Below are 23,076 nucleotides of genomic sequence, written 5' to 3'. Positions count from 1 at the left end.
GGCATGGTACTGCGCTGTCTCCGGGCGGAGCTGATGAAGTGCCGCCGCGCCCCGGTGTGGCTGGCCTTCCTGGTGCTCCCCCTCTTTCCCGCGGTGCTGGGCACCTTCAACTACCTGGGCAACCTGGAGGTGCTGGACGCCGGCTGGTACAGCCTGTGGACCCAGCACACCCTGTTTGCCTCCATGTTCTTCCTCCCCGCCCAGTTCGGCGTGTTCTGCGCCTGGCAGTGGCGGCTGGAGCACGCCGACCACAACTGGAACGCCGCCCTCACCGCCCCGGTGCCAGTGCGTGCGCTCTACCTGGGCAAGCTGCTGCTGGACCTGGGGGTGTCCGCCCTGGCCATGGCCCTCATCGGCCTGCTCTTTCTCCTCAGCGGCAGGCTGGCAGGTATCTCCGCCCCTCTGCCCCCGGAGCTGCCCGGCTGGCTGGCCTTCGGCGCCCTGGGCTGTACGGCGGTGTGCGCCGTACAGCTCTACCTCAGTCTGGCCATCCGCGCCTTCGCCCCGCCGGTAGCCATCGCCCTGGTGGGTGGAATCTTCGGCCTGCTCCTTACCAGCCAGGGCTTCGGCGCCGCCTTTCCCTACTCCCTGCTCTGCCTGGGTATGCGGGCCAACAACCCCCAGATGGCCCTGCCCCTCCCCTCCTTTCTGGCGGGCTGCGGGTTCTACCTTCTGCTCTTCTCTCTGCTGGCCGTACGGCGGCTCTCCCGCCGGGATGCCGTCACCGGGTAAAACATACCCCCGCGTGCCATAGCACGCGGGGGTATGTTTTACCGCCTATCGAAAAGGTCCTTTCGACGGCAGGAGGGTTTATAGACATCCTCCTGTGTCATCCGATTCAGTCCTCCCTGGAACAGATGACCGCAGTCGCCTTCATGGAGGGGATGAAGACGATGGCGGCGGTGATGTAGGCCACCACAAAGATGGCGGGCACCTTGGTGATCCAGAAGCCGAAGAAGCCCGCGCCCATGGCGAAGCCGATCTCGCAGAACATCAGCAGGAAGCTCATGAGCAGCACAATCACGAACACGATGGCCAGCAGGCGCAGGAAGTAGGCGGCGGGGCCTTCCATCTTCTTGACGCCCAGGGCGCGGACGAACTTGTTGCCCATGGCGGGCAGATCGATGATGGTCTCCAGGGTCATGTTGAGGCAGAAGCCCTGAATCATACCGATGATAAAGCTCTCCGGGGTGAGCGCGCCCTCGCCGGCCTTGACGAAGATGGTCACCACCAAAGTGATGAAGAAGGCCAGGAAAATGTTAAATACCAGAGGGAATTTGCTCTTCTTGCACATGACGGCTCCTCCTTACCAGTTGTCCTTGTTCTCGGCGTAGACCTGAGGCAAGATGGCGGCCAGGTGGCCGAACTCCTTCAGGTTGTGGGCGAACAGGCCCATGGGTACCTCCTCCGGGACGGACACGCCGTCGGGCACCAGCTTGACCAGCCTGCCGTCCACCAGGCCGTAACCGATCCAGAAGCGGGAGCGCAGCTCGATGCCGCCGGGGATCTCGCGGACGAAGTGGGTCATGATGGCCGCCACGCCCTGGCCGGGGACGGGGCCGTGGCCGTTGGCGCAGATGAGGGCGGCGCAGGCGTCGGTGCCCACCTTCTCCTCCTCATAGCCCAGCTCGTGGGGATAGCGGAACTCCAAAACCAGCTCGTCGGGGCCGGGGCCGATATCCTCCAGCACATGGTGGACGGTGCCCCAGGTGCGCTCCCGCATGGGCAGGCTCTGGTCCAGGGTCTTCTCCCGCATCTGCTGGCGGGCATAGTAGTGATCCTCCGGGTCCCAGATGCGGTAGCGGAGATCCTCCAGGCTGTGCCAGGCGAACCACCACTCGAACATCTCAGGAGTCACGCCGGGCATCTCGGTGCGGTTGGCCAGGAAGCCGGTGCCGTTGGGCATGACGCAGTAGCCGATCTCGCAGGGCAGATAGCCGGGCTTGAACAGGTCGTTGCGGTCCTCGATCTTCAGCGCCAGGCTGGGATCGATGGGGCCAGCCGCCAGCACGGCCAGCTTCTCCTCCGGAATGGGGGTGATAGGCAGGTCGTAAAACTTAGCGTAGGGCAGGGCGCGCTCAGCAGCGGTCAGTTCGGGTCTCTTGCTCATGATAAACACTCCTTCTGTGTTTTGTATTCACGTCTATTTTCATAAGCAATCCCCGTGCCAAATGCGCCGCACGGCCCGGAACCCCCGCCCCACAGGGGACTTCTGCCCTCCTTCTCCCCCCATTCCGCCCGGCTGTCTTGTCTTTTTCCCGCACATATTGTATAATAGTGTTCAGATTATGAACAGGTGGTGAGGACATGCAGACTCTGCACATCAGCCGCCAGGAGCTGCACACCCGGGGCGGCGTCCTGGACCGGATGCTGGACAGCCTGTTCGACACCGCCATTCTGGTGGACACCGACTGCCGCATCCTCTACATCAGCGCCAGCTCCTTCCCCGACCCGTCTCAGCGGGCAGCGGTGGTGGGGCAGCATATCTCAGTGCTGGACCAGCTCTCCCCCTTCGAGGAGGTGCTGCGCACCGGCCAACCCCGGCCCGATCTCTTTCTGGAGCTCCATGGCCGGCCCTGTATCTCCAGCCTGTTTCCCGTCCTGGACGGGGAGCGGGTCATCGGCGTGGTGGGCACCATCACGGTGCGCAACCTGGGCCGGTTGAAAAAGGTGCTCTCCCAGCTCAGCGACCAGGCCGCCGGCTTCCGGGGCCTCTACCAGGATCTGGCCCGGGTGGACAGCGGCTACCGCCTGGAGGATTTTGTAGGGGAGAGCCCCCGGGTGGCCGACCTGCTGGACAAGGCCCGGAAAGCCGCTCACAGCGGTGAGAGCGTACTCATTCTGGGGGAGACCGGCACCGGCAAGGAGATCATCGCCAGCGGCATCCATGCCGAGCGCCACGGGGGCCGCCCCCTCCCCTATGTGACCATCAACTGTACCGCCATCCCAGAGCAGCTCCTGGAATCCGAACTCTTCGGCCACGAGAAGGGGGCTTTCACCGGCGCCACCGAGGCCCGGATGGGCAAGTTTCAACTGGCGGGGGATGGGGATATCCTGCTGGACGAGATCGGGGACATGGATCTGCAGATGCAGTCCAAGCTGCTGCGGGTGCTGGAGTCCCGGGAGTTTGAGCGGGTGGGCGGTCGTGAGATCATCCCCCTGCGTGCGGGGATCATCGCCTCGACCAACCAAAACCTGCTGGCCATGAGCGAGCGGCGGGCTTTCCGGGCGGATCTCTACTACCGCCTGTCCACCATCGAACTCTACCTGCCGCCCCTGCGGGCCCGGCCGGAGGACATTCCCCTGCTCATCGACCGCCTCTGCGCCCAAAAGGGCGGGCGGCTCCGCCTCACCCACCAGGCCATGGAGTACCTTCAGCGGTACACCTGGCCGGGTAACGTCCGCCAGCTCAAGAATCTGGTGGGCCGCTGGCTGGTGTTCTACGACGGGGTGCAGATCACCGGACGGCACGTGGTGGACGAGCTGACCATCGGCCAGCGCAGCTACAACGAGGCCTTCGGCGTCACCGACCCCCTGGCGGGGACGGAGTCGCCGTCCGGCCCCGCCTCCGCGCCGCCCCCCACCCTGGCCGACCAGGAGCGCGCCGCCCTGGAGCAGGCCCTGGCCTATGCCGGGGGCAACCGGGCGCTGGCCGCCCGGTTGCTGGGCATCTCCCGCACCGCCCTCTATCAGAAGCTGGAGCGTTTCCGCCTGTCCTGAATTAAAACGCGGGCCGCGTATCCCTTGGATACGCGGCCCGCGTTTTGCATGCTATCTGGTCTGCTCCCCTTCGGGGATCATGCCGAAGTTTTGGAAGGGCAGCAGGACGCACACCGCCCGCCCCAGCACATACCGCTCGTCCACGGTGCCCAGGGTCACGTCCCGGCTGTCACTGGAGTGGTTGCGGTTGTCGCCCATGACGAAGATGGAGCCCTCCGGCACCTCAATATGGGTCTGGTTCTCATAGGTGGGACACAGCATGGCCTCATGGATGTAGGGCTCGTCCAGCACCTGTCCGTCCACTGCGACGGTGCCCGCGTCGTAGTCGATGTCCACCGTCTGTCCGCCCACGGCGATGACCCGCTTGACGATGGGCCCGTCCACATCGCGGAAGGCCTTGGTGAGCACCACCACATCCCCCTGCTTGGGCTCATAGCCGACGCTCTGGAGCAGCAGCATGTCCCCGTGGTGCAGCGTGGGATACATGGAGCTGCCGTCCACGCCGATGATGCGCCCCACGAAGGTGAAGAGAAGGATCAGCGCCACCAGAGCCAGCACCAGGGCCTGGAGCCAGAAGTAGAGATCCAGCTTGAGGGAGTCGCCGCTGGAGAGCTCCTCCTGCTCCTCCCCGTCTTGTGTTTGCTTCTTTGCCAAAGGTATCAGCTCCATCCGAATGGGAAAAAAGATCGTTCTATTATACCCCGCCCTGCTCACGATTGCAAGCGCAGAACGGCGGCCCCCTCCCGGCCCTCCGCCAGCCGCGCCTCCCGGCTGTGGCAGGTGAACAGGAGGATCTGCCGCTCCTCTCCCAGCCGGGCCAGGGCCTCCAGGGCCAGGGCGCAGCGGCCGTCATCGAAGTTGGCCAGGGCGTCGTCCAGCACCAGGGGACAGGGCTCCTCCGCAGGGAGCACCAGCTCACACACCGCCAGACGCACCGCCAGGTAGAGCTGGTCGGCGGTGCCCTGGGAGAGGGTCAGCGCCCGCCGGGGCTGGAGGCCGTCGTGCTCCTCCGCCAGGGCCTCAAACTGCTGGGTAAGGGCCACCTTGTCGTATTTCCCGCCGGTGAGCTCCGCCAGCAGCTCCCCCGCCCGGCGGTTGAGGGCCGGGGAGAACCGGGCCTGGAGCCCGCTGTGGGCCTGCTCCAGGGCGGCCAGGGCCGCTCCCAGGGCGTCGTACTCCGCCCGGCGGCGGTCCAGCTCCTCCTGGATGGCCTCCCGCCGGGTCTGAAGGGCCTCCCGGTCGCCCAGGGTATTCAGCTCCCCCTGGGCCATGGCCAGGCCGCTGCGCAGCCGGGAGAGCTCTCCCTCCGCCGCGCTCAGGCGGGCCGCGGTCTCGGCAGGGTCAAAGCGGGGCTCCACGTCCGTCCCGCCGGAGACCTCCTCGGGCCGGGGCAGGCTGTCGGCCAGGGTTCTGGCCCCCTCCAGCTTTACCCGGGCGGTGGACAGGCGCTCGTCCAGGTTCAGCGCCCGGGAGAGGGCGGCGGATACGCCGAAGGTGTCCGTCACCGTGGGGGCGAAGGGGTGCACCAGCTCCAGCAGCCTCCGGCGGGTCTCCTCGTCCCGGGCGATGTGCCCGGCCAGGGCCTGCTCCACCGCCTCCCGCTTTTTGGCCGCCTCCGCCGCCACCACACACGCCTCCCGGTAGGCGCTGGCCCGGCCCAGAATATCCTCGGGCCGCTCCGCCCCGTAGCGTGCCAGCAGCTCTGCCGCTCCGGCGGCAAATCGTCTTTTCCACAGCCCGGCGGCGATCAGCAGGGCTGCCCCCCCGATAGCCAGAGCAGCGGACACCCCGGCCGTCGTCAAAACGGCCGGAAGGCTCCCCCCCAGGGGCAAGGGCAGCGTCCCGCAGAGGGTGGCTATGAGCCCCACCGCGCCCACTGCCAGCAGCAGGATGCCGCCCGCGTACAGCCCCGCTGTTTTGGGCCGGCTGCCCGCCGCCTCCGCGTCGGCGCCGGCCCGCTCCCAGGCCTCGTCGGGGGTCAGGCCGGGGAACAGGGGATCCTCTGCGGAGGCCCGGGCCTCCGCCTCCGCCGCCCGGGCCTCCTCCAGCTGGCTCTCCGCCAGCTTGCGGTTGGCGTGGAGGGTATTGAGGGCGTTGAGCTCCTCCTGGGCCCTTTTCAGGGTATCCCGGTCGGGAGGCGCGCCGTGGCGGGTACGCTCGGCCTCCAGGCCGTCCACCTGGGCCTGGGCCTCGGCAAGGGCGGCCTGGGCCGCCTCCCACCGGGCCCTGCGCTGGGCCATGGCCCGGCTGAGGTGGGCGTCCCGCTCGGACTCCAGAAGTCTGTGCTCGGCCTGGAGCCGCTCCAGCTCCCGCCTGGCCTCCTGGGCCAGACGGAAGGCCTTGGACTGGCGGGCCAGGGTCTCCTCCACGTCGGCCAGCTCCTCCTCCAGCCGGGGGATCAGGCCGGTCTTGTTGTGCTTCCGGCGGTTGAGCCAGTCCCGCAGGCGGCGCTCTACCTGGGAGTAGGACACATCCTCCTCCCCGCTGGAGGCCAGGGCGGCGATGCGGGCCTCCAGGGCGGGGGCGCCGTCGATGGCCGCGCCCCCCTGGCCCACGAAGGCGGAGCGCTCGAATACCTCCCGGGGCACGCCGGTGAGGGTCTCCCCCGCGTTGTCCCCGGTGAGGCCGGGCACCAGCTCCGCCGTGCCGGTATACACCGCCTCAAAGCGGCCAAAGGGGGTGCTCCCCTTGGGCCCCCGGCGGAGGGTGACGGACCGCCCCTGCCAGAGCAGCTCCACGCTCCCCTCCATGGCCGCGCCGCTCCAGGGCTGGTAGCGGTTCTTCTCCGCAAGGTAGCCCTGACGGTCCCGCTCCTTGGTGTTGATCCCGTAGAGCATGGCCCGCAGGAAGGCCGACCAGGTGGACTTGCCCCCCTCGTTGGGGGCCTCAATGACATTCAGCCCCTCCCCCAGCGCCAGCTCCGCGCTCTGGAGCTTGCCGAAGGTGGCGCGCATCTTCAAAATCTTCATAGGCAGGGATCCTCCCCATTCTCCAGGGCCGCCAGCCCGAAGCGGGCGGCCAGCTCCAGCCCGTCCCCCTCCAGCGCCCCGCTCCGCAGGGTGCGCAGGAAGAGGCCGGTGAGGCTGTCCTCCCCCGACCGGGCCCACAGCGCCCGCCGCTCCCGGGTCTGGTCCCGGAGGGTCACGCTGTAAAAACGGGGCTCGGCCAGGGCGGCGAGGGCGGCCAGCTCCGGCGGCTCCTCCCCCCGCTCTCCGGTGAGCACGATGCGATAGCAGTCCTCCCCGGCGTCTGCGGGCAGGGCCGCCGCCAGGGCGGCGGCCGGGCTCTCCGCCCCGGTCACATCCACGGTCAGGATCTCATAGCGCCGCCGGGCCAGGGGGACGAACTCGGCGGACACGGCCCCGCCGTCGTCCACCGTCACCACCAGCACGCCCTTGTCGCCCAGCTCGTCAAAGCCCCGGCCCTCGGGACAGCCGGGGTAGGCCCAGTACGTGTCCCCCGCCTTTTGCAGCCCGGAGCAGGCGTGGATGTGTCCCAGGGCCAGGTAGGTCAGGCCGCTGGCGGCGATGTCCTCCAGGGCGATGGGACCGTAGCGCCCCTTCCCCTCCACGTCCCCGTGGAGGGCCATCAGGTGGATGCGCCCGTCCCGGGGGGCGGCAAAGCCCATCAGGGGAGAGCGGTCGGCCTGGGGGGTGGTGAAGGCCGCGCCGTGCACCACGCAGTTGAGGCCGGGCAGCTCCACCCCCTCCACCGCCACGGTGGAAAAGATATGTACGTTGTCCGGCCACGCCGTGCCGGCGTATACCGAACGGGGGCCGTAGCAGTCATGGTTGCCCGGGGCGATGAACACCGGGGCGGGGATGCCCCCCAGGGTCCGGGCCAGGGCCTGTACGGTCTCCTGGTAGGTCTGGCCGCCGTCCAGCAGGTCGCCGGAGAGCAGCACCACGTCCGCCCGCCGCTCCTCCGCCAGCCCGGCCAGCCGGTCCAGCAGCTCCCGCTGCTCGGCCCGGCGGGCCCTGGCCTTGTCCGGGGGCAGGGCGGCAAACGGGGCGTCCAGGTGGAAATCCGCCCCGTGGATGATTGTCAGCATAGATGTCTCGGTTCCTTTCTCGCAGGGGATATTACGCGCGGATGTCCACCCGCTCGACGCTCACACACCGCCGCTGGTCGGTGTCGATGGAGAAGAGTACGCTCTCCAGCTTGCAGGGGCCCGGGGCGGGCTCAAAGCGGCGGGGCAGCCCGCCCAGGAAGCGGTTGACGGCCTGCTCCGGCCGGATGCCCAGCACGCTCTCGGCCGGGCCGGTCATACCCAGGTCGGTGACAAAGCCCAGCCCCTTGGGGAGAATTTGCCCGTCGGCGGTGGGGACATGGGTGTGGGTGCCCCACACGGCCTGGGCCCGGCCGTCCAGGTAATACCCCATGGCCCCCTTCTCGCTGGTGGCCTCGGCGTGGAAGTCCACCAGCACCACATCGGTCCCCTCCATCCGCCTGAGCACCCGGTCGGCGGTGGTGAAGGGGTTGTCGAAGTTGCTGTCCATCTCGCACCGGCCAATCAGGTTCATGACGCCGATGCGCAGACCGCCGGGGCCGTCGTACACGCCCCAGCCCCGGCCGGGCACCCGGCTGGTGTAGTTGGCGGGGCGGAGGGTATACCGGTCGTCCTCCAGAAAGTCGGCGATCTGGATGCGGTTCCAGGTGTGGTTGCCCAGGGTGACCACATCCGCACCGGCGTCAAAGATCTCCCGGGCCTGCCGGGGCAGAATCCCCACGCCGGACGCGTTCTCCCCGTTGACCACCGTGAAATGCACGCCCTTGAGCTTTTTCAGCCCCCGGAGATGGCGGGACAGGTACTCCACGCCGCTGTCCCCCACGACGTCGCCTACGGCCAGCACGTTCAGAATCATAACTTGCCTCCCTCTCATAATCAGCAGCCTCTATTATATGTGATTTTTTGCAAAAGGGCAATCGTAGTTTCTTGTAACCGGATTGAAACCGCCCCCGTAACCCTTTTTGCCGTCCCCTATGGTATGATAGGAGACGCCAAGGAGGATTTTTTTATGAAACTGCGCCTTTTTTCCGGCCTGGCCGCCCTGGCCCTGGCCGCGCTGCTGGCCGCCTGCGCCCCGGCCGCCCCCGCTGAGCCCGCCCCTTCTCCCGGCGCGGCCAGCCCCGCCCCCACCGCCGAGCTGCCCACCCCGGTCACGGAGGAGGAACTGCCCGCCTTCTATGAGGCCGAGGGCTATACGGTGACGGAGGTGCGCGGCTATCTGGACGACTTTGTGGTGGAATACACCTACGGCGGCAGTGAACCCCGCCTTCTGGACTGGGTGTTCGGGGAAACCGGCCGCCGGGTGTACCTGACGGGTCTGGACGCCGATGCTTCCTATCAGATCACCGGCCCCGGCGAGGTGCGCTTTACCACCGGCGGTGTCAGCTCCTCCACCCCCTGGAAAGGGCTGCCCGAGTCGGGTACCGTGCGGGTGCTGGTGGACGCCTACGGCCGGGTGCCGGAGGACGCCGTTCAGACCACGCTGGATACTGTGGAAACCTGGCTGGACCCGGCGGAGCCCTTCTACATGGGCTGGTGGGAGAACGGCCGCCCCGATACTGAAAGCACCCGGTTTGAGCAGGTGTACGACGCCCGCATCGACGCCGACGGCCTCTCCTTCTCCTTCATCCCCAACGGGGACAGTAAGGAGCTGTTTGGGGGGTTCTTCCCGGCGGCCACCACCATCCCCAGCTTCGAGACCAGCTTTGATCCAGACCGCCGGGTGTTCACCCTCCGCCTCCACAACACCTGCCTGGAGAGCGGCGGCGCGGAAACTGATGAGATAGAGGAATGGATCGGTGAGGGGACATATCCAAAGAACCTCTATCCCTATTCCTTCCCGGCGGGCTCCCTGGGCCGGGACAGCCACTTCCTGCGGGATGTCACCATCGCCGAGGACGGGGAGGACGTGGTGGTGACCGCCGTCCTGACGGAGCGCGCCTACCGCTTCACAGTGGAGACCTCCAACCTGGGCTTCGACAACATCCCCTCCTTCCGCATCGTATTCCGGGAGAAGAATCTTGACTTAGATGGGCGGGATTGATGTGAAACGATACCTGGCGCTCGTTCTGCTGCTGGCCCTCTGTCTGGCCGCCTGCACACCGAAGGCCCCGGCGGAGACCGCCCCGCCGCCGGAGGCCGGTTCGATCCGGCCGGAGACGCCCGCCCCGGTGTGGGGCGAGCAGGTCTTTCAGCGGGACTATGCCGGCGAGGAATCCAACGCGGACGCGCCGGAGGGGGTGGTGGTCTCCCTGCGCTTTGTCATGCCCTGCATCGAAAACGCCGGGGAGAACCCCGTCTGGCAGAGTCTAAACGAAGACTTCTCCATACTGGGAGAGGGGTGGCTGGAAAAGGGCCTGGAGTACTGGAGCACTCCAGGCCTGGAGCCCGGCGGGGACTATTCCGTGGAGAGCGTCTACACCATCCAGCGGTGCGACCGCTTCCTGAGCGTCCGCTACCAGCGCACCGAGGCGCTGGCGGGTGAGCCCGCGGTCACTGTCTCCGGCAGCCTCTTTGACCTGTCCACCGGCAAAGCCCTTACCCTGGACTCCTTACTGCGGGTTCCGGCCGAGAAGGGGATGGACGCTCTTCTGGATGCTCTGGACGGTCTGGAGGACGGCCCGTACGGCCGGGCATATTTTGAGAGCTACTGGGATGTCAACGCCTTCTACCTTACGGAAGACCACCTTGTGCTCCTCTTCCCGGTCTATGCGGACGGCGCTACCTCCCCCACCGCCACCCTGGAGCGCCCCATCCCCCTGGATCGCCTCCGGGGGCTGCTCAGCAGCGCCTTCCCGGAGCTCTGTCCGGCTGACCCTGCTCCCCAGCCCTCCGCCCCGGCGGCGGAGCCGCACGCATTCACCCCGGAGGAGATCGGCCGGGTCAACGGGACGGCGCGTCCTGGCACATCCGCTCCCACCGAATTGTAAACAATCCTTGAACCCTCTTGCAATTTTTCATGCGAAGGATTATGATAGCGTTAGCACTCATAGAGTTTGAGTGCTAACGCTCTTTGTTTACAAAACTGTTTGAGATACAGGAGGCATTGTCATGGCAAAGAAACAGTTCAAGGCCGAGTCCAAGCGGCTGCTGGATCTGATGATCAACTCCATCTACACCCACAAGGAGATTTTCCTGCGGGAGCTGATCTCCAACGCCAGCGACGCGGTGGACAAGCTGGCCTACAAGGCCCTCACCGACGACCAGGTGGGGCTGAACCGCTCCGACTTCAAAATCACCCTCACCCCCGACCAGATTGCCCGCACCCTGACCATCTCCGACAACGGCATCGGCATGACGAAGGAGGAGCTGGAGCAGAACCTGGGCACCATCGCCCGCAGCGGCTCCCTCCAGTTCAAGCAGGAGCTGGCCAAGCAGGAGAACGGCGGGGAGCACACCACCGACATCATCGGCCAGTTCGGCGTGGGCTTCTACTCCGCCTTCATGGTGGCCGACCACGTCACCGTCACCTCCAGGGCCTACGGCTCCGACGAGGCGTGGCAGTGGGCCTCCGACGGCGCGGACGGGTACACCCTCACCCCCTGCGGGAAGGAGAGCGCCGGCACCGACATCGTGCTCCACATCAAGCAAAACACCGAGGACGACCACTACGACGAGTACCTGGAGCAGTACCGCCTGGCCGAGCTGGTCAAAAAATACTCCGACTACATCCACTACCCCATCGTCATGCTCATGCACAAGTCCCGCCAGAAGCCCCGCCCCGAGGACGCCGGCGACGACTACAAGCCCGAGTGGGAGGACTTCGACGAGTGGGAGACCCTCAACTCCATGGTCCCCCTGTGGCAGCGGCCCAAGAGCGAGGTCACGGCGGAGGAGTACAACCAGTTTTATAAGGAGAAGTACGGCGACTGGGAGGATCCCCTGAGCGTGGTGCACGTGTCCGCCGAGGGCGCGGTGGAGTACAAGGCCATGCTCTATATCCCGGCCCACGCCCCCTATGACTTCCACTCCCGGGAGTACCAGAAGGGCCTCCAGCTCTACTCCTCCGGCGTGCTCATCATGGACAAGTGCGCCGATCTGCTGCCCGAGCACTTCCGCTTCGTCAAGGGCGTGGTGGACTCCCAGGACTTCTCCCTCAACATCTCCCGTGAGATGCTCCAGCACACCCGCCAGCTCAAGGTGATCGCGGGCAACCTGGAGAAGAAGATCAAGGCCGATCTGCTCCGCCTCCAGAAGGATGACCGGGAGAAGTACGAGACCTTCTGGAAGGCCTTCGGCACCCAGATCAAGGTGGGCGTGGTGAGCGACTACGGCGCCCATAAGGAGCTTTTGAAGGATCTGCTGCTCTTCTTCTCCTCCAAGGAGGGCAAGCTCACCTCCCTGGCCGAGTACAGGGCCCGCATGCCGGAGGAGCAGAAGTACATCTACTACGCCTGCGGCGAGGACGCCGGGCAGCTTGCCAAGCTCCCCCAGGCCGAACGCATCCGGGACAAGGGCTACGAGATCCTCTACCTCACCGACGAGCCCGATCAGTTCGTCATCGACGCCCTGGGCGCGGTGGACGAGGTGGCCTTCAAGTCGGTGGACGACGCCGACGCCCTCCCCGAGACCGACGAGGAGAAGGCCGCCCTGGAGCAGAAGGCCGAGGAGAGCAAGCCCGTGCTGGACTTCCTCAAGGAGACCCTGGGCGACGCCATCAAGGAGGCCCGGGTGTCCAAAATCCTGAAGAGCGGCGCGGTGTGCCTCACCGCCGACGGCCCCATCACCCTGGAGATGGAGAAGTATTTCCAGCGGGTGGACCCCGAGAACGCCAAAAGCATGAAGGCCCAGCGGGTGCTGGAGCTCAACCCCGACTCGGCGGCCTTCGCCGCCCTCAGCCGGGCGGTGGAGAGCGACCGGGACAAGGCCGCCCGGTACGCGAAGCTCCTCTACGCCCAGGCTCAGCTCATCGCCGGCCTGCCTCTGGAGGACCCCGCCGGCTACACTGAGCTGGTGTGCTCACTGATGAACTGACGACAGGAGGACACGCCGTGGTTGTGCAGAAGAAAGTCCCTTCGGTGGAGGCGCTGGAGCGCCTTCACCGCCTGGCCTACTCCGTTCCTGACGAGGTTCAGGTCCGCTCCCTGGACGGCGCCATCGCTATCGACGCCAAATCGTCCATGGGCCTGTTCGCCCTGGACTTTTCCCAGCCGGTAGAAATCCTCACCGACTCCCCGGCGGTGCTGGCCGAGCTGGAGTGCTGGTGAGTCCGCCGCGCCAGGCTTTGCTTTGCCCGGGACCGGATAGCGGCGGCGTTCCGCCGGATACACTGCAAGACCGCCTCCGCCTATGAGCGGAGGCGGTCTTGTTTGCCTGCGCGGTTCTCCTCCAGAAATAAGTTCCGGGGCCCGGCACATGTGCCGGGCCCCGGAATGGGATCTTCTCTCATTGGGGCGTCAGGATGCCGTCTCAGACCTCCATGGCCGCGTCATAGCCCTCGCGGACCGCCTCCAGGATCTGGCGGGGCCGCTTGCAGTCGCCCACCATGCGGAACTCGCTGGAGAGCGGCTCCAGGGCCAGGGCCTCCGCCCGGAGGGGCGCCATACCGGCGGCCAGGATGACGGTGTCGGCGTCAAGCGTGAGCTCCTTGCCGTCCGCGTCTCTGCACACAATGCCGTGGTCATGGATCCCGGTACAGGTGGTCCTGCGCAGGATCGTGACCTGCTCGGCGTGATCCTTGAGCTCCATCATCAGGGCGGGCTTGTGGATGGAGTTGGCGTCGCGGGCCACGTCAATGCCCATCTCCACCAGGGTCACCTGCTTGCCCTGCATGGCCAGCTCCAGAGCGGCCTCGGTGCCGGCCAGGCCGCCGCCTACGATGACCACCTTCTGCCCGACCTGTACCTTGCCGTCATACATGTCCATGATGGGATGGGCCTTTTCCACGCCCGGGATGGGGGGAATCGGGGCCTTGGAGCCCACGGCGGCGATACAGAAGTCGGGGGCGATGACCTTTACCAGCTCGGGGGTGACCTCGGTGTTCAGCCGGATATCCACGCCCATGCGGACGGCCTTGGCAATCATATAATCCACATACTGCTGGGTCTCCCGCTTGAAGGGCACCTTCCGGGCGTAGCGGAGCAGGCCGCCCAGCGTGCCGGTTTTCTCGCAGAGGATGACCTCATGCCCCCGATCCCTGGCGACAATGGCCGCCTCCAGTCCGGCGGGGCCTCCGCCGGCGATGAGCACCCGCTTGGGCGTGGTGGGCAGGAAGGGGAACACCTCGTCCTCCGGCCGGTCCAGGGTGGGGTTGATGGCGCACTTGGTGATGCGGGTCTGGTAGTTGGCGATGCAGGCGTTGCAGCGCAGGCAGGGGCGGATCTCCTCCTCCTGGTTCCTCTTGAGCTTGTTGACAAACTGGGGGTCGGCGTTGACCGCGCGGCAGACGGCGATCATGTCCACCTTCCCGGCGGCCAGGATATCCTCGATCTTCTTGGGATCCCGGTGGGCGCCCACGCTCACCACATGGGAGTGCTTCACGTGCTTCTTGATCTCCTCGGCCAGGTAGAGGTTGTGGCCCTCCTCCTTGAACATGCCGGGCACCATCAGGCACTCGGTCTCCGGGAAGTAGAAGTTGCAGGCGGAGACATGCAGCAGATCGGCCCTGCCGTCCATCAGCTTGGCAAACTCCACGCCCTCCTTCAGGGTGTAGCCGCCCTCCACGTACTCGGTGCCGCTGAAGCGCACCTCGATGAGGAAGTCCTCGCCGCAGTACTGGCGGATGCGGTCGATGATCATGAGCAGCAGGCGGGCCCGGTTCTCCAGGCTGCCGCCGAAGCGGTCGGTGCGGTGGTTGGTCAGCGGGGAGAGGAACTGGTGGATGAGCCAGCCGTGGCCGGCGTGGATCATGGCCATCTCGAAACCGCAGGTCTTGGCCTGCTCGGCGGCGCGGCCGAAGGCGTCCACCACGGTCTCGATCATCTCCTCGGTCATGAAGAGCACCTCGCCCTTGCGGTAGACCGGCTCATCGGAGGCGGACTGGTCGGACAGGGGGGCGATGGTCTTGGTCTCGTCAAAGTTGATGTAGTCGGGGCCCCAGGCCTGGATGCCCGCGCTGGCCCGCAGCATGCCGGCGTGGTTGAGCTCAATGCTGGCAACGGCGCCGTAGCGGTGGATCTCGTCGGCAATGCGGGTCAGGAAGGGCAGGTTATCCTCATGTCCCGCCAGGATCTTGGGGGAGGCCAGCTTGCCGGAGTCCTCGCCGCTGGGGTCGACAATACAGTCGCCCAGGGTGACTACGGCGGCGCCGCCCATGGCCCGCATGCGGAAGAACTGCATATCCCGCTCGGAGGGGTGGCGCTCCGGGGTGGTATCCAGGTCGAACACGGAGATGGGCGCGATCTCAATGCGGTTTTTCAGGGTGATTCCCCGGATGGTCAGAGGGGTAAATATGTGCTGATATGTTCTGTCCATACAATAAGAACTCCTTCTGAATAAAATAGTCGATCCCTGCATTACAGCTTTTCATAGCTCTTGACGGGCTTGACGGCGCCGCTTCTGTAGCGGAGCTGGGCGAAGAGAATCCCCACAATGGTGATGATGACCAGAATGACCGCCTGGGGCATGCTCATCTGGAAGAAGAGCACCAGCACCATGACCACGCAGGATACGCCGCCCAGAATGGACTTCAGGTAGAGCTTGCTCTTGCTGCAGCGGAAGGCGGAGACCTCCCAAAGCTCCGGCATGCGCTGGGGGATAAATACGGTGCCGAAGCAGATGAAGGCGAACAGAATGTTGCTGAGCACCACGGCGGTGTCGGCGATCATGCTGATCTGCAGGCCGGTCAGGATGGGAATGAGGCCCACGATGTAGAAGCCCACCAGGATAATGACGGGGGTCTTGAACTTGGGGTGAATGTAGCCGATCTTATGGGGCAGCCAGCCGTCGTTGCAGGCCTGTAGGATGGGCTTGGTGATCCATGCGAAGGTGGCGTTCAGAGTCGTAGTCAGGGCCAACAGGGCGCCGCCGATGACGAAGAACAGGAACACGGGAGTTGGCATGATCGCCCTGGCCACCAGGTCCAGAGGCTGGTTGGCCGTCTCGGAGACGGGGAGCACGCCGCCGGCCACCATGGCAATCAGGGCATAGAAGATTGCGATGGCAATGGTAGCCACCAGGATGACCTGGGGCAGATCCTTGGTGGGGTTCTTGGCCTCTGCACTCAGGTTGACCATGTCAATGCCGCCGGCGGTGGCCCAGGTCAGCAGCACAGCGCAGGTGATGATGCCCATGGGGCCGGCGGGGGCAAAGTCCACTGTAAACAGGGTGCTGTAGTCCACCTTGGGCAGTCCGAACACGATGAAGCAGGTCATGGCCAGAGCCAGCACGATATCCATGACGATCTCCAGCTTGGCCGCGCCCTCAATGCCCAGCAGGTTGGTAATGAAGAATACGGTCAGGCAGGCCACCGCCACGGGGACAATGGGCACCTGCGGCAGCACGCCCTGGAGATACTGGGCGAAGCTGATGGCGTACATGGCCAGGGAGACGTTGGAGGCAAAGAAGATGACGATGTAGAAGCCGGCGAACTTGGGACCCCACAGGGTGCCCATCATGGAGTAATAGCCGCCGCGGAAGCGGGCGGTACCCGCCATCACGATGAAGGGCAGGGCCTGGAGCAGAATGAAGACGGCGGAGAGCAGAATCCCGATCCACGCCGACTTGCCCGTGTACCCGATGCCGATTCCGATCAGCGAAAACACGCCGGAGCCGATCACATGGCCGAAGGCGATGGAGTACAGCTCCTTTTTCCCCAGCGTCCGGTTCAGATCCTCTGTTGTCAGCATTTTCTTTTCTTTGTTTTCCATGGACAATCCTCCTCTACTTATTGGTCGGCCTGTGCCGACCGTTCCCTGTCCGGGACTCCGCCTGCACACAAACCGGAGTCCCTCCTCCGACCTGCGGGGACCGGAAACGCCACAGGCCTTTCGTTCAAGCCGCAGGACGGCAGTGCCCCCGCAGCCTCAAGCGCATATTCGAAATCCATGGGTTACATCTGTTTTCCTTCTCCCTCGGCAAAAGGCTCCTTTCCCTTTAAACTAGACCAGACTCGACCTGTTTTTTATTCCGATTGCAATCTTCATATGTTAAGTATAGAAAACTTGATACAGAAAAATAGCCCCTTCCCTGCGGATATTTTGGGGGTTTTGCTAAAATAAAACCGGCTGCATCCCGGAAAAATACAACAAAAAGTACAGCCAACTGACGACCAGTTGGCTGTACTTCTGTTTATATTGTATACGTTTTCGGATTGCCCGTCCTAATCCTGTGGAATTCTTTTTATAGCAAAAATTGTGGGTTTTCATCACATTTGATTGAAAAATTCCAGTGATTTTCCTCGTTTGAAAACCTATAGTTTTTCAAAGCACAGCAGCAGGATCTCAAAGGGGGCCAGCTTGAGGGTCAGATGGTAGGCGCCGTCCAGCTCCAGAAGATTCAGGGACATTTCAGGGGCCAGTGTTCCGTTGAGTACCCGCAGCGTCTCTGCGGAAAGTCTATCCGCCGGCGGCAGGGGGAAATCCCGGTACCTGGATGCGTATTCCTCAGAGGTAAGCCGGTACTTCCGGATGGCGAACCGCCCCGTCATGCCCCGGACGCTCAGTGTGACCTCCCGGTTGTAGTCGTGATCCTTCATCAACTCCACAAAGGGGGCCTGTTCCTCGACCCGGGAGCCACCCTCGAACAGCGTGTCGAAGCACGCGTCATAGTGGTAGAGCAGCACCTGGATGTCCTCCCTCCCGGACTGCCTGGCGGCCAGGTACATATCGCCCTGGGCGATTACCGTGTCGCCCAACTGCTCCAGCAGGGAGAGCAGGTGGTAGACCGGGCGCTTGAGCCCCTCCGGGGTCAGCAGGGCCACACCCGAATCCCCGTCCAGCAGCGTGAGCCGGGGCATACGGCTCCCCCGGCTTGAAGCCATGGTGTGGAGGAGGTAGCCCGGCATATAGCCGGAGCCATACAGCGCATTGGCTTCCGGCCGGTGCTCTGCCCCGGTGACGCGCACCGGAAGCCGGAAGGCGGACAGGGCCTCCGCCAGAGTCCTGGCCCGCTCCTCCTCCCCGGGAGCCGCCGGAACGATCACCTCCAGTTCACCGCCGGGCCGCAGAAACCGCTCCCGCAGGGGCTCCAACTCCTCCCTCAGCCCCCGGAGCGGCTCCCCCGGCGGCACACAGACCCGCAGCCTCATTCTCAGCGACCACAGATCATTCAGGATATAGTTCAGCACTCTGGGGCTGTTCCGGTAACGGCGCAGAAAGTCCAGATCAAGCGCAACGGTGTCCAGCCCCAGCTCCTCCCGCAGCCGCCGCAGCTCCGGAAAGCAGGTGATGTGGTCGTAGGCGGCACCCGCCAGGCTGACGCACCGGGGCCTCCGGAGGGGCTTCTCCTCATACCGTCCGCCCCAGTCCAGCGAGATCTCCTCCGACTTCCGGCAGAATTTTTGCAGCAGGAGCTCCAGCTCCTGCCCCTCCAGTGCCCTGCAGCTATATGCCTGCACCGCAATGGTGCGGCTCTGGTACCTGCGCCGGTACTGCTGTGGCGTGGTGCGAAAGCTCTTTTCAAAGCTGTCGCTGAAATATTTGTACTTGGAAAAGCCGCATTCGTAGGCGATGGTCTGGAGCCCCTTGCCCCCCTCCAGCAGCATGGCCGCCGACTTCTCCACACGGGCCATGTTCAGGAAGGTCCGGAAGCCCACGCCGCAGCCATTCTTGAGAATGTTGGTCAGGTGGTTGGCGCTGATGTGCTCCATGGCCGCCACATCCTCAATGCGGATAGGCTTGTTGTAGTTGCGGTAGATGTAGTCCGTGATCCGGCGGATGCGCCGGAGCTGGAGCTCGTTTCCCTTGTAGGCGTTGTTGAACTCGGGAAAGCCGCTGCCCAGATAATAGCACTGGAACTCCTTGATGAGAGTGTTGAGAATCTTCTCCCCCACCTCCCTGTAGGCAGCCGTCTCCGTCCCCGTCCGGTCCAGCAGCCTGGGGAGCTGCTTTTTCAGATAGCTGCCCAGCATTTGGATTCCCGCGGTATTGTTCTCCAGGGCACTGTTGGCAAACTGGTAGGTCCGCAGGTCCGGAAACTCCGCCCGGTATGCCTCCACATTGATGTGCAGCAGCATCACCGTCCCCCGGGTGTGGGGATAGGCGCAGAGCCGGTGCAGCTCCCGCGGACAGCTCACGTAAATATCCCCGGCCTTCATGTCCAGCACGTTGTTGACCACTGTGAGCTCAAAGGAGCCCTCCAGGGCAAACATGATCTCCAGAACGTCGTCGTGCATATGAAAGGGGTATTCCTCCACCTCCACGATACTGCACTGCAGCGGCGCATTGTCGGGAAACGCGATTGTCTCATACAGCATGTCCCTTCCGTCCTTTCCGTTGTGCTCCGGCTCCGCGGGTGTCACGGCCAGCCCTTTGGGGGATATTTTACCGTATTTTCAAACTGCTTTCCAGCAAAATCTGGATTTCACTCTGTTTCTCTCTCCGCATGCTTTTGACAGCAGGCCATTGTAAAATATATACAAGAAATTGCATCTACACCTTTCCTATATTGACGTTTTTTCCACCCCATGCTATCCTATTGTCATAGTACTGTTACAGGAAGGGGGATCGATTCCGGTGCAGCAACAGCAGTAAGATTTCTTCCATGGAGGAAGCTTGAGAACCACATTTCATGAAGGAGGCCTCGACCATGACCATGCGTATCCACCGCGCAGTCCGGACCCTCTCCCTTCTCCTGGCTCTGAGCATGCTGCTTTCCGTCAGCGCCATTTCCTCCGCGGCCGAAACGCCCGCCCCTTCCGTACTCACCGTTTCGGATTCTACGCTCGCTTTGGTTGACCGGGATCAAGCCTTTACCGCCACCCTCACCGTAGACGCCTCGGTACTGGGGGACGCCTCTCCCGATGCCTGGGCCGCCGGCCTTACCTGGTACCTCACCCGGGAGGAGGGCTTCCAGGACGGGACGCTCTATCCCTATTACTACCCAGGCGACCGCCTGGACCGCTGGCAGGTCTGGAACAACGGCGAAGGAGGCGACGCACTGTTCACCCTGGGCGATGCAGCCGCGTCGTCCAGCGGCGGCAAGGTCACCGTGACCCTGCCCTTTACCGCCGGTTCCTTTACCGGCATCAACGGCGACTCCTCCAAAAACCGGAACGCCTGGCCCAGCTTTATCGGCACGTACACCCTGTCCGCCCGGAGCGGTGATACCGTAGTGGCGGAGACGGACATGACGGTGAATGCCTATGACAGCTACGTCCGCTACGACGACATTGACGAGTCCATCCAGGACATCATCGACGAGGCGCTCCCCGGCCGGTACATCACCGTCACCACCTTCGGCCAGAGCGAGGGCGGCCGGGACCAGTATTACGTCACCCTGTCCGACAGCAAGGCGTCAGTGGACGCCTTCCAGGCCATGAACGCCATCGCCGAGGCCGACCCCGCCTCCCTCCAGGACAAGCTGGAGAAGGGCTCCATGGGCGACTACCGCGTGCCCTTCTTCCTCAACAACGTCCACCCCGACGAGGACCCCGGCGTGGACGCCCAGCTCAACGTCCTGCGCGCCCTGGCTACACAGGAGACCGTTACCTACAACACCCTCACCGGCTTCAAGGACAAGAGTGTGGACATCTCGGAGATGTTCGCCCCCGACGTGCTGGACCTGGGCATCACCGGCCTGGGCTCCCAGAAGTTTACCAGGGATGCGGAGGGCAACATTCAGGACAACACCGGCGTCAACGATGCCAGTGAGCTCTATACCATCAGCGGCGACATCACGCTGAAGGTGGACGACATTCTGGACGACATCATCTTTGTCATCTGCCCCAATGAGAACCCGGACGGGCGCACCTACAATACCCGCCGCAACGACAACGGCTTTGATCTGAACCGGGACGCCTCCAACCAGACCCAGAACGAGACTACCAATCTGGTCCAGGTGATCAACGACTGGAACCCGGTGGTATTCGCCGAGCTGCACGGCTACATGACCGAATTCCTGGTGGAGCCCTGTACCCCGCCCCACGAGCCCAACCTGGAATACGACCTGCTGGTGAAGAACTTTGCGCTGGGCTCCGAGGCCTTCGGCACGGCTGCCCTGGGCACCATGTCGGCCACCCGGGAGGAGCATCCCGACACCCTGTACTGGTCCTATTACATGCCTCTGCGGGATGACTACGACCCCTCCACCATGCACTGGTCCGCTTGGGACGACCTGTGTACCAACTACGGCCCCAGCTACGCCATGCTCAACTGCGGCTCCCTGGGCTACACCATTGAGACCCCCTATAACAACGAGGCATCCACCGACCTGTTCGAGTATGGCGTCTACGGCCTGATCGACTACGTCATGGAGCACAAGGACGACATCTACCACAACCAACTGGAGTTCTTCCGCCGGGGCATCGAGAACGAAGATCACCGGGACAGCATGGAAAAGTGGTATGTGGATGTGAACAACAAGCAGTTGCAGTCCGATACCTGGCGCGTCCCCTACGAGGAGAACGACAATTATTTCCCCGAGTACTATGTCATCCCCGTGGACGCCGCCTCCCAGCGCGATCCCGCCGACGCCTATGCGATGGGCCGGTTCCTGCTGCGCAACGGCGTAAGGGTATCCTCGCTGGACACGGACACCGCCGTGGGCGGCGTCACCTACAGGGCCGGTTCCCTGGTGGTGGACATGCATCAGGCCAAGCGGAACTACGCCAACGCCGTCCTGTGGGAGGGCGCCGACGCCTCCGCCTCCGGCTTCCCCGATCTGTACTCCGAGTCGGTTACCAACTTCCCCGCCATGCGCGGCTTTGACTGCATCCCCATCGCCGCAGAGGGCGCCTTTGACGGCAAGCTCACCGAGGTGAGCACGGTGACCGGCAGATCCCAGCTCACCGGCACGGCGGGCGACGTGGTCATCCTCTCCAACAACGGCAGCGAGGCGGTCCGCGCGGTCAACGCCCTGCTGGATGCCGGCCGCACCGTAAGCCTCATCACCTCCGGCGACCACAAGGGCGACTTTGCTCTCTCCCTTGCCAGCTACGAGACGGTTGCGGACGACTTTGTGCTCTCCGCCACCCGGACGGCCGAGTCCCCCGCGGCCAGCGCCATCCGGAAGCCCACGCTCTTCCTCGCAGGCCGCTATGACGCATTCTCCGGTGCCAAGCTCACGGAGGGCTACTTCGCCCAGTGGTTCCGCGACGGCTACGGCTTCCGGAACTACCGCAACGTCTACAGCAACGGCACCTCCAACTACGACATAGAGACCTACATCGACCAGCTGGGCTTCACCGTCACCGACGATCCCGCCAAGGCGGACATCATCGTGGGCAACGTAGCCCTGGATCAGGGGGAGAAGGGCGCGGCCGCCGTGGCCGCTGTCAAGGCCGGCACCCCCTACATCGCCACCGGCTCCGACCCGCTGGAGTACATCTCCAAAAACCTGGTCACCGACCTGACCTACACCACCCTGGGCATGGAGGCCCTCCATACCGTCACCTATCCCACCGACAGCCTGATCACCGCCAGCTACGCCGCCGACGGCGACCATGTGCTGTATACCTATAGCTGCGGCGTGCTCACCTCCGTCCCCGCCGGGGCCACGGTGCTCATCCAGGCCGCGGAGCAGGACAGCTTTATCGCCGGTTGCTGCCTCAACGAGAACGGGACTCCCATTGACGGCTTTGTGGAGGCCATCGCCCTGGAGCGGGACGGCATGGATCTCACCATCTTTGCCAACTCCGTCAACAACCGCGCCCACCAGCAGGACGACTACCGCTATGTGACCAATGCCATCTACGCCAAAATGAGCACCGGCGGCACCGGGTTCACCGATGTCCCCGCAAGCCATTGGGCCGCCGGCGGCATTGCCTATGCGGTGGAGAACGGCCTCATGACCGGCACCTCCCGCACCACATTTGCCCCCGCCGCCCCAACCACCCGGGGTATGATGATGACCATCCTGGCCCGCCAGGACGGCGTGAGCACCTCCGGCGGCGGCACCTGGTACGAAAAGGGCATGGCCTGGGCCAAGGAAAACGGCATCTCCGACGGAAGCGCCCCCAACGGCTCCATCACCCGCGAGCAGCTGGCCGTCATGCTCTACCGCGCGTCCGGCGCTGACGCCGGCTCTGCGGAGCTGAGCGCCTTTGCCGACAGCAAGGCGGTCTCCTCCTGGGCTGCGGAGGCCATGAGCTGGGCCGTGGAGCAGGGCGTCATCACCGGCAAGAAGGGGAACCTTCTGGACCCCGGCGGCACTGCCTCCCGGGCTGAGGTCGCCGTCATGCTCCAAAGATACCTCGGTTGAGCTTCCCTTCCAAAAATGACTGCGCGCGCCGCCTGAGAGACAGGCGGCGC

General features: G+C 64.6%; 16 protein-coding genes. 7 read left to right on the top strand and 9 right to left on the bottom strand.

The features are described from left to right. Nucleotides 1-3 precede the first annotated feature (3 nt). Nucleotides 4-732 (top strand): ABC transporter permease, encoded by a 729-nt coding sequence (locus HMPREF0372_RS02885; RefSeq protein ID WP_007488819.1) that lies wholly within the window; start codon nucleotides 4-6, stop codon nucleotides 730-732. Between the two features lie 106 nt (nucleotides 733-838). Here HMPREF0372_RS02885 and HMPREF0372_RS02880 read toward each other — a convergent pair whose 3' ends face one another. Both HMPREF0372_RS02880 and HMPREF0372_RS02875 read right to left on the bottom strand, forming a co-directional pair. Further along, a complete protein-coding gene (locus HMPREF0372_RS02880; protein WP_007488816.1) occupies nucleotides 839-1,294 on the bottom strand; it encodes a hypothetical protein in 456 nt (151 codons plus the stop codon). 12 nt (nucleotides 1,295-1,306) lie between these two features. Beyond that, entirely contained in the window at nucleotides 1,307-2,110 is an 804-nt protein-coding gene (locus tag HMPREF0372_RS02875; protein ID WP_007488814.1) for a DAPG hydrolase family protein, read from the bottom strand. Between the two features lie 197 nt (nucleotides 2,111-2,307). On the opposite strand from HMPREF0372_RS02875, the gene HMPREF0372_RS02870 reads away from it, so the two are divergent. Further along, a complete protein-coding gene (locus HMPREF0372_RS02870; RefSeq protein WP_007488813.1) occupies nucleotides 2,308-3,720 on the top strand; it encodes a sigma-54 interaction domain-containing protein in 1,413 nt (470 codons plus the stop codon). A gap of 51 nt (nucleotides 3,721-3,771) precedes the next feature. Here the strand turns inward: HMPREF0372_RS02870 and lepB are convergent, their stop codons facing one another. From lepB to HMPREF0372_RS02850, 4 genes are read right to left on the bottom strand one after another with little or no spacing between them, the layout of a single operon-like run. After that, nucleotides 3,772-4,389, bottom strand: a complete 618-nt coding sequence (lepB, locus tag HMPREF0372_RS02865) for a signal peptidase I (protein WP_007488811.1) — start codon at nucleotides 4,387-4,389, stop codon at nucleotides 3,772-3,774. Between the two features lie 41 nt (nucleotides 4,390-4,430). Then, nucleotides 4,431-6,689, bottom strand: a complete 2,259-nt coding sequence (locus HMPREF0372_RS20975) for an ATP-binding protein (RefSeq protein ID WP_007488810.1) — start codon at nucleotides 6,687-6,689, stop codon at nucleotides 4,431-4,433. After that, on the bottom strand, nucleotides 6,686-7,771 hold the full coding sequence (locus HMPREF0372_RS02855) for a metallophosphoesterase family protein (RefSeq protein WP_007488809.1): 1,086 nt from the start codon (nucleotides 7,769-7,771) through the stop codon (nucleotides 6,686-6,688). Before HMPREF0372_RS02855 ends, HMPREF0372_RS20975 begins: the two co-directional genes overlap by 4 nt. Before the next feature lie 31 nt (nucleotides 7,772-7,802). After that, nucleotides 7,803-8,585 carry a TIGR00282 family metallophosphoesterase gene (locus tag HMPREF0372_RS02850; RefSeq protein WP_007488808.1) on the bottom strand — a complete coding sequence of 261 codons (783 nt, stop codon included), beginning with the start codon at nucleotides 8,583-8,585 and terminating at the stop codon, nucleotides 7,803-7,805. A 153-nt stretch (nucleotides 8,586-8,738) separates the two neighbouring features. Between HMPREF0372_RS02850 and HMPREF0372_RS02845 the strand changes: the two genes are divergently transcribed. The 4 genes from HMPREF0372_RS02845 to HMPREF0372_RS02830 all read left to right on the top strand — a co-directional run bounded on the left by HMPREF0372_RS02845 (nucleotide 8,739) and on the right by HMPREF0372_RS02830 (nucleotide 12,936). Next, nucleotides 8,739-9,773, top strand: a complete 1,035-nt coding sequence (locus HMPREF0372_RS02845; RefSeq protein ID WP_230979251.1) for a GH36 C-terminal domain-containing protein — start codon at nucleotides 8,739-8,741, stop codon at nucleotides 9,771-9,773. A 1-nt stretch (nucleotide 9,774) separates the two neighbouring features. Next, nucleotides 9,775-10,659 (top strand): hypothetical protein, encoded by an 885-nt coding sequence (locus HMPREF0372_RS02840; protein ID WP_155116952.1) that lies wholly within the window; start codon nucleotides 9,775-9,777, stop codon nucleotides 10,657-10,659. A gap of 121 nt (nucleotides 10,660-10,780) precedes the next feature. Next, nucleotides 10,781-12,703 carry a molecular chaperone HtpG gene (htpG, locus tag HMPREF0372_RS02835; protein ID WP_007488801.1) on the top strand — a complete coding sequence of 641 codons (1,923 nt, stop codon included), beginning with the start codon at nucleotides 10,781-10,783 and terminating at the stop codon, nucleotides 12,701-12,703. A gap of 23 nt (nucleotides 12,704-12,726) precedes the next feature. Beyond that, complete coding sequence (locus HMPREF0372_RS02830) at nucleotides 12,727-12,936, top strand: hypothetical protein (RefSeq protein WP_225123008.1); 210 nt, start codon at nucleotides 12,727-12,729, stop codon at nucleotides 12,934-12,936. 202 nt (nucleotides 12,937-13,138) lie between these two features. Here the strand turns inward: HMPREF0372_RS02830 and HMPREF0372_RS02825 are convergent, their stop codons facing one another. From HMPREF0372_RS02825 to HMPREF0372_RS02815, 3 genes are all read right to left on the bottom strand, one after another. Next, on the bottom strand, nucleotides 13,139-15,142 hold the full coding sequence (locus HMPREF0372_RS02825; protein ID WP_007488799.1) for an oxidoreductase: 2,004 nt from the start codon (nucleotides 15,140-15,142) through the stop codon (nucleotides 13,139-13,141). A 41-nt stretch (nucleotides 15,143-15,183) separates the two neighbouring features. Continuing rightward, a complete protein-coding gene (locus HMPREF0372_RS02820; RefSeq protein ID WP_007488798.1) occupies nucleotides 15,184-16,536 on the bottom strand; it encodes an APC family permease in 1,353 nt (450 codons plus the stop codon). A 542-nt stretch (nucleotides 16,537-17,078) separates the two neighbouring features. Next, a complete protein-coding gene (locus HMPREF0372_RS02815; protein ID WP_044939421.1) occupies nucleotides 17,079-19,082 on the bottom strand; it encodes an AraC family transcriptional regulator in 2,004 nt (667 codons plus the stop codon). 332 nt (nucleotides 19,083-19,414) lie between these two features. Between HMPREF0372_RS02815 and HMPREF0372_RS02810 the strand changes: the two genes are divergently transcribed. Further along, complete coding sequence (locus HMPREF0372_RS02810; protein WP_110503304.1) at nucleotides 19,415-23,026, top strand: S-layer homology domain-containing protein; 3,612 nt, start codon at nucleotides 19,415-19,417, stop codon at nucleotides 23,024-23,026. Nucleotides 23,027-23,076 lie beyond the last annotated feature (50 nt).

This window comes from Flavonifractor plautii ATCC 29863 (genome assembly GCF_000239295.1).
Lineage (GTDB): Bacteria > Bacillota > Clostridia > Oscillospirales > Oscillospiraceae > Flavonifractor > Flavonifractor plautii.
The sequence above is the reverse complement of the archived record's forward strand: the minus strand, read 5'-3'. Positions and strand labels throughout refer to the sequence as shown.

Coding starts and splice junctions, on each gene's coding strand:
- HMPREF0372_RS02880 (WP_007488816.1), bottom strand. CDS start 1,294: ATGTGCAAGAAGAGCAAATTCCCTCTGGTATTTAACATTTTCCTGGCC.
- HMPREF0372_RS02820 (WP_007488798.1), bottom strand. CDS start 16,536: ATGGAAAACAAAGAAAAGAAAATGCTGACAACAGAGGATCTGAACCGG.
- HMPREF0372_RS02870 (WP_007488813.1), top strand. CDS start 2,308: ATGCAGACTCTGCACATCAGCCGCCAGGAGCTGCACACCCGGGGCGGC.
- HMPREF0372_RS02885 (WP_007488819.1), top strand. CDS start 4: ATGGTACTGCGCTGTCTCCGGGCGGAGCTGATGAAGTGCCGCCGCGCC.
- HMPREF0372_RS02845 (WP_230979251.1), top strand. CDS start 8,739: ATGAAACTGCGCCTTTTTTCCGGCCTGGCCGCCCTGGCCCTGGCCGCG.
- lepB (WP_007488811.1), bottom strand. CDS start 4,389: ATGGAGCTGATACCTTTGGCAAAGAAGCAAACACAAGACGGGGAGGAG.
- HMPREF0372_RS20975 (WP_007488810.1), bottom strand. CDS start 6,689: ATGAAGATTTTGAAGATGCGCGCCACCTTCGGCAAGCTCCAGAGCGCG.
- HMPREF0372_RS02825 (WP_007488799.1), bottom strand. CDS start 15,142: ATGGACAGAACATATCAGCACATATTTACCCCTCTGACCATCCGGGGA.
- HMPREF0372_RS02850 (WP_007488808.1), bottom strand. CDS start 8,585: ATGATTCTGAACGTGCTGGCCGTAGGCGACGTCGTGGGGGACAGCGGC.
- HMPREF0372_RS02810 (WP_110503304.1), top strand. CDS start 19,415: ATGACCATGCGTATCCACCGCGCAGTCCGGACCCTCTCCCTTCTCCTG.
- HMPREF0372_RS02815 (WP_044939421.1), bottom strand. CDS start 19,082: ATGCTGTATGAGACAATCGCGTTTCCCGACAATGCGCCGCTGCAGTGC.
- HMPREF0372_RS02875 (WP_007488814.1), bottom strand. CDS start 2,110: ATGAGCAAGAGACCCGAACTGACCGCTGCTGAGCGCGCCCTGCCCTAC.
- htpG (WP_007488801.1), top strand. CDS start 10,781: ATGGCAAAGAAACAGTTCAAGGCCGAGTCCAAGCGGCTGCTGGATCTG.
- HMPREF0372_RS02855 (WP_007488809.1), bottom strand. CDS start 7,771: ATGCTGACAATCATCCACGGGGCGGATTTCCACCTGGACGCCCCGTTT.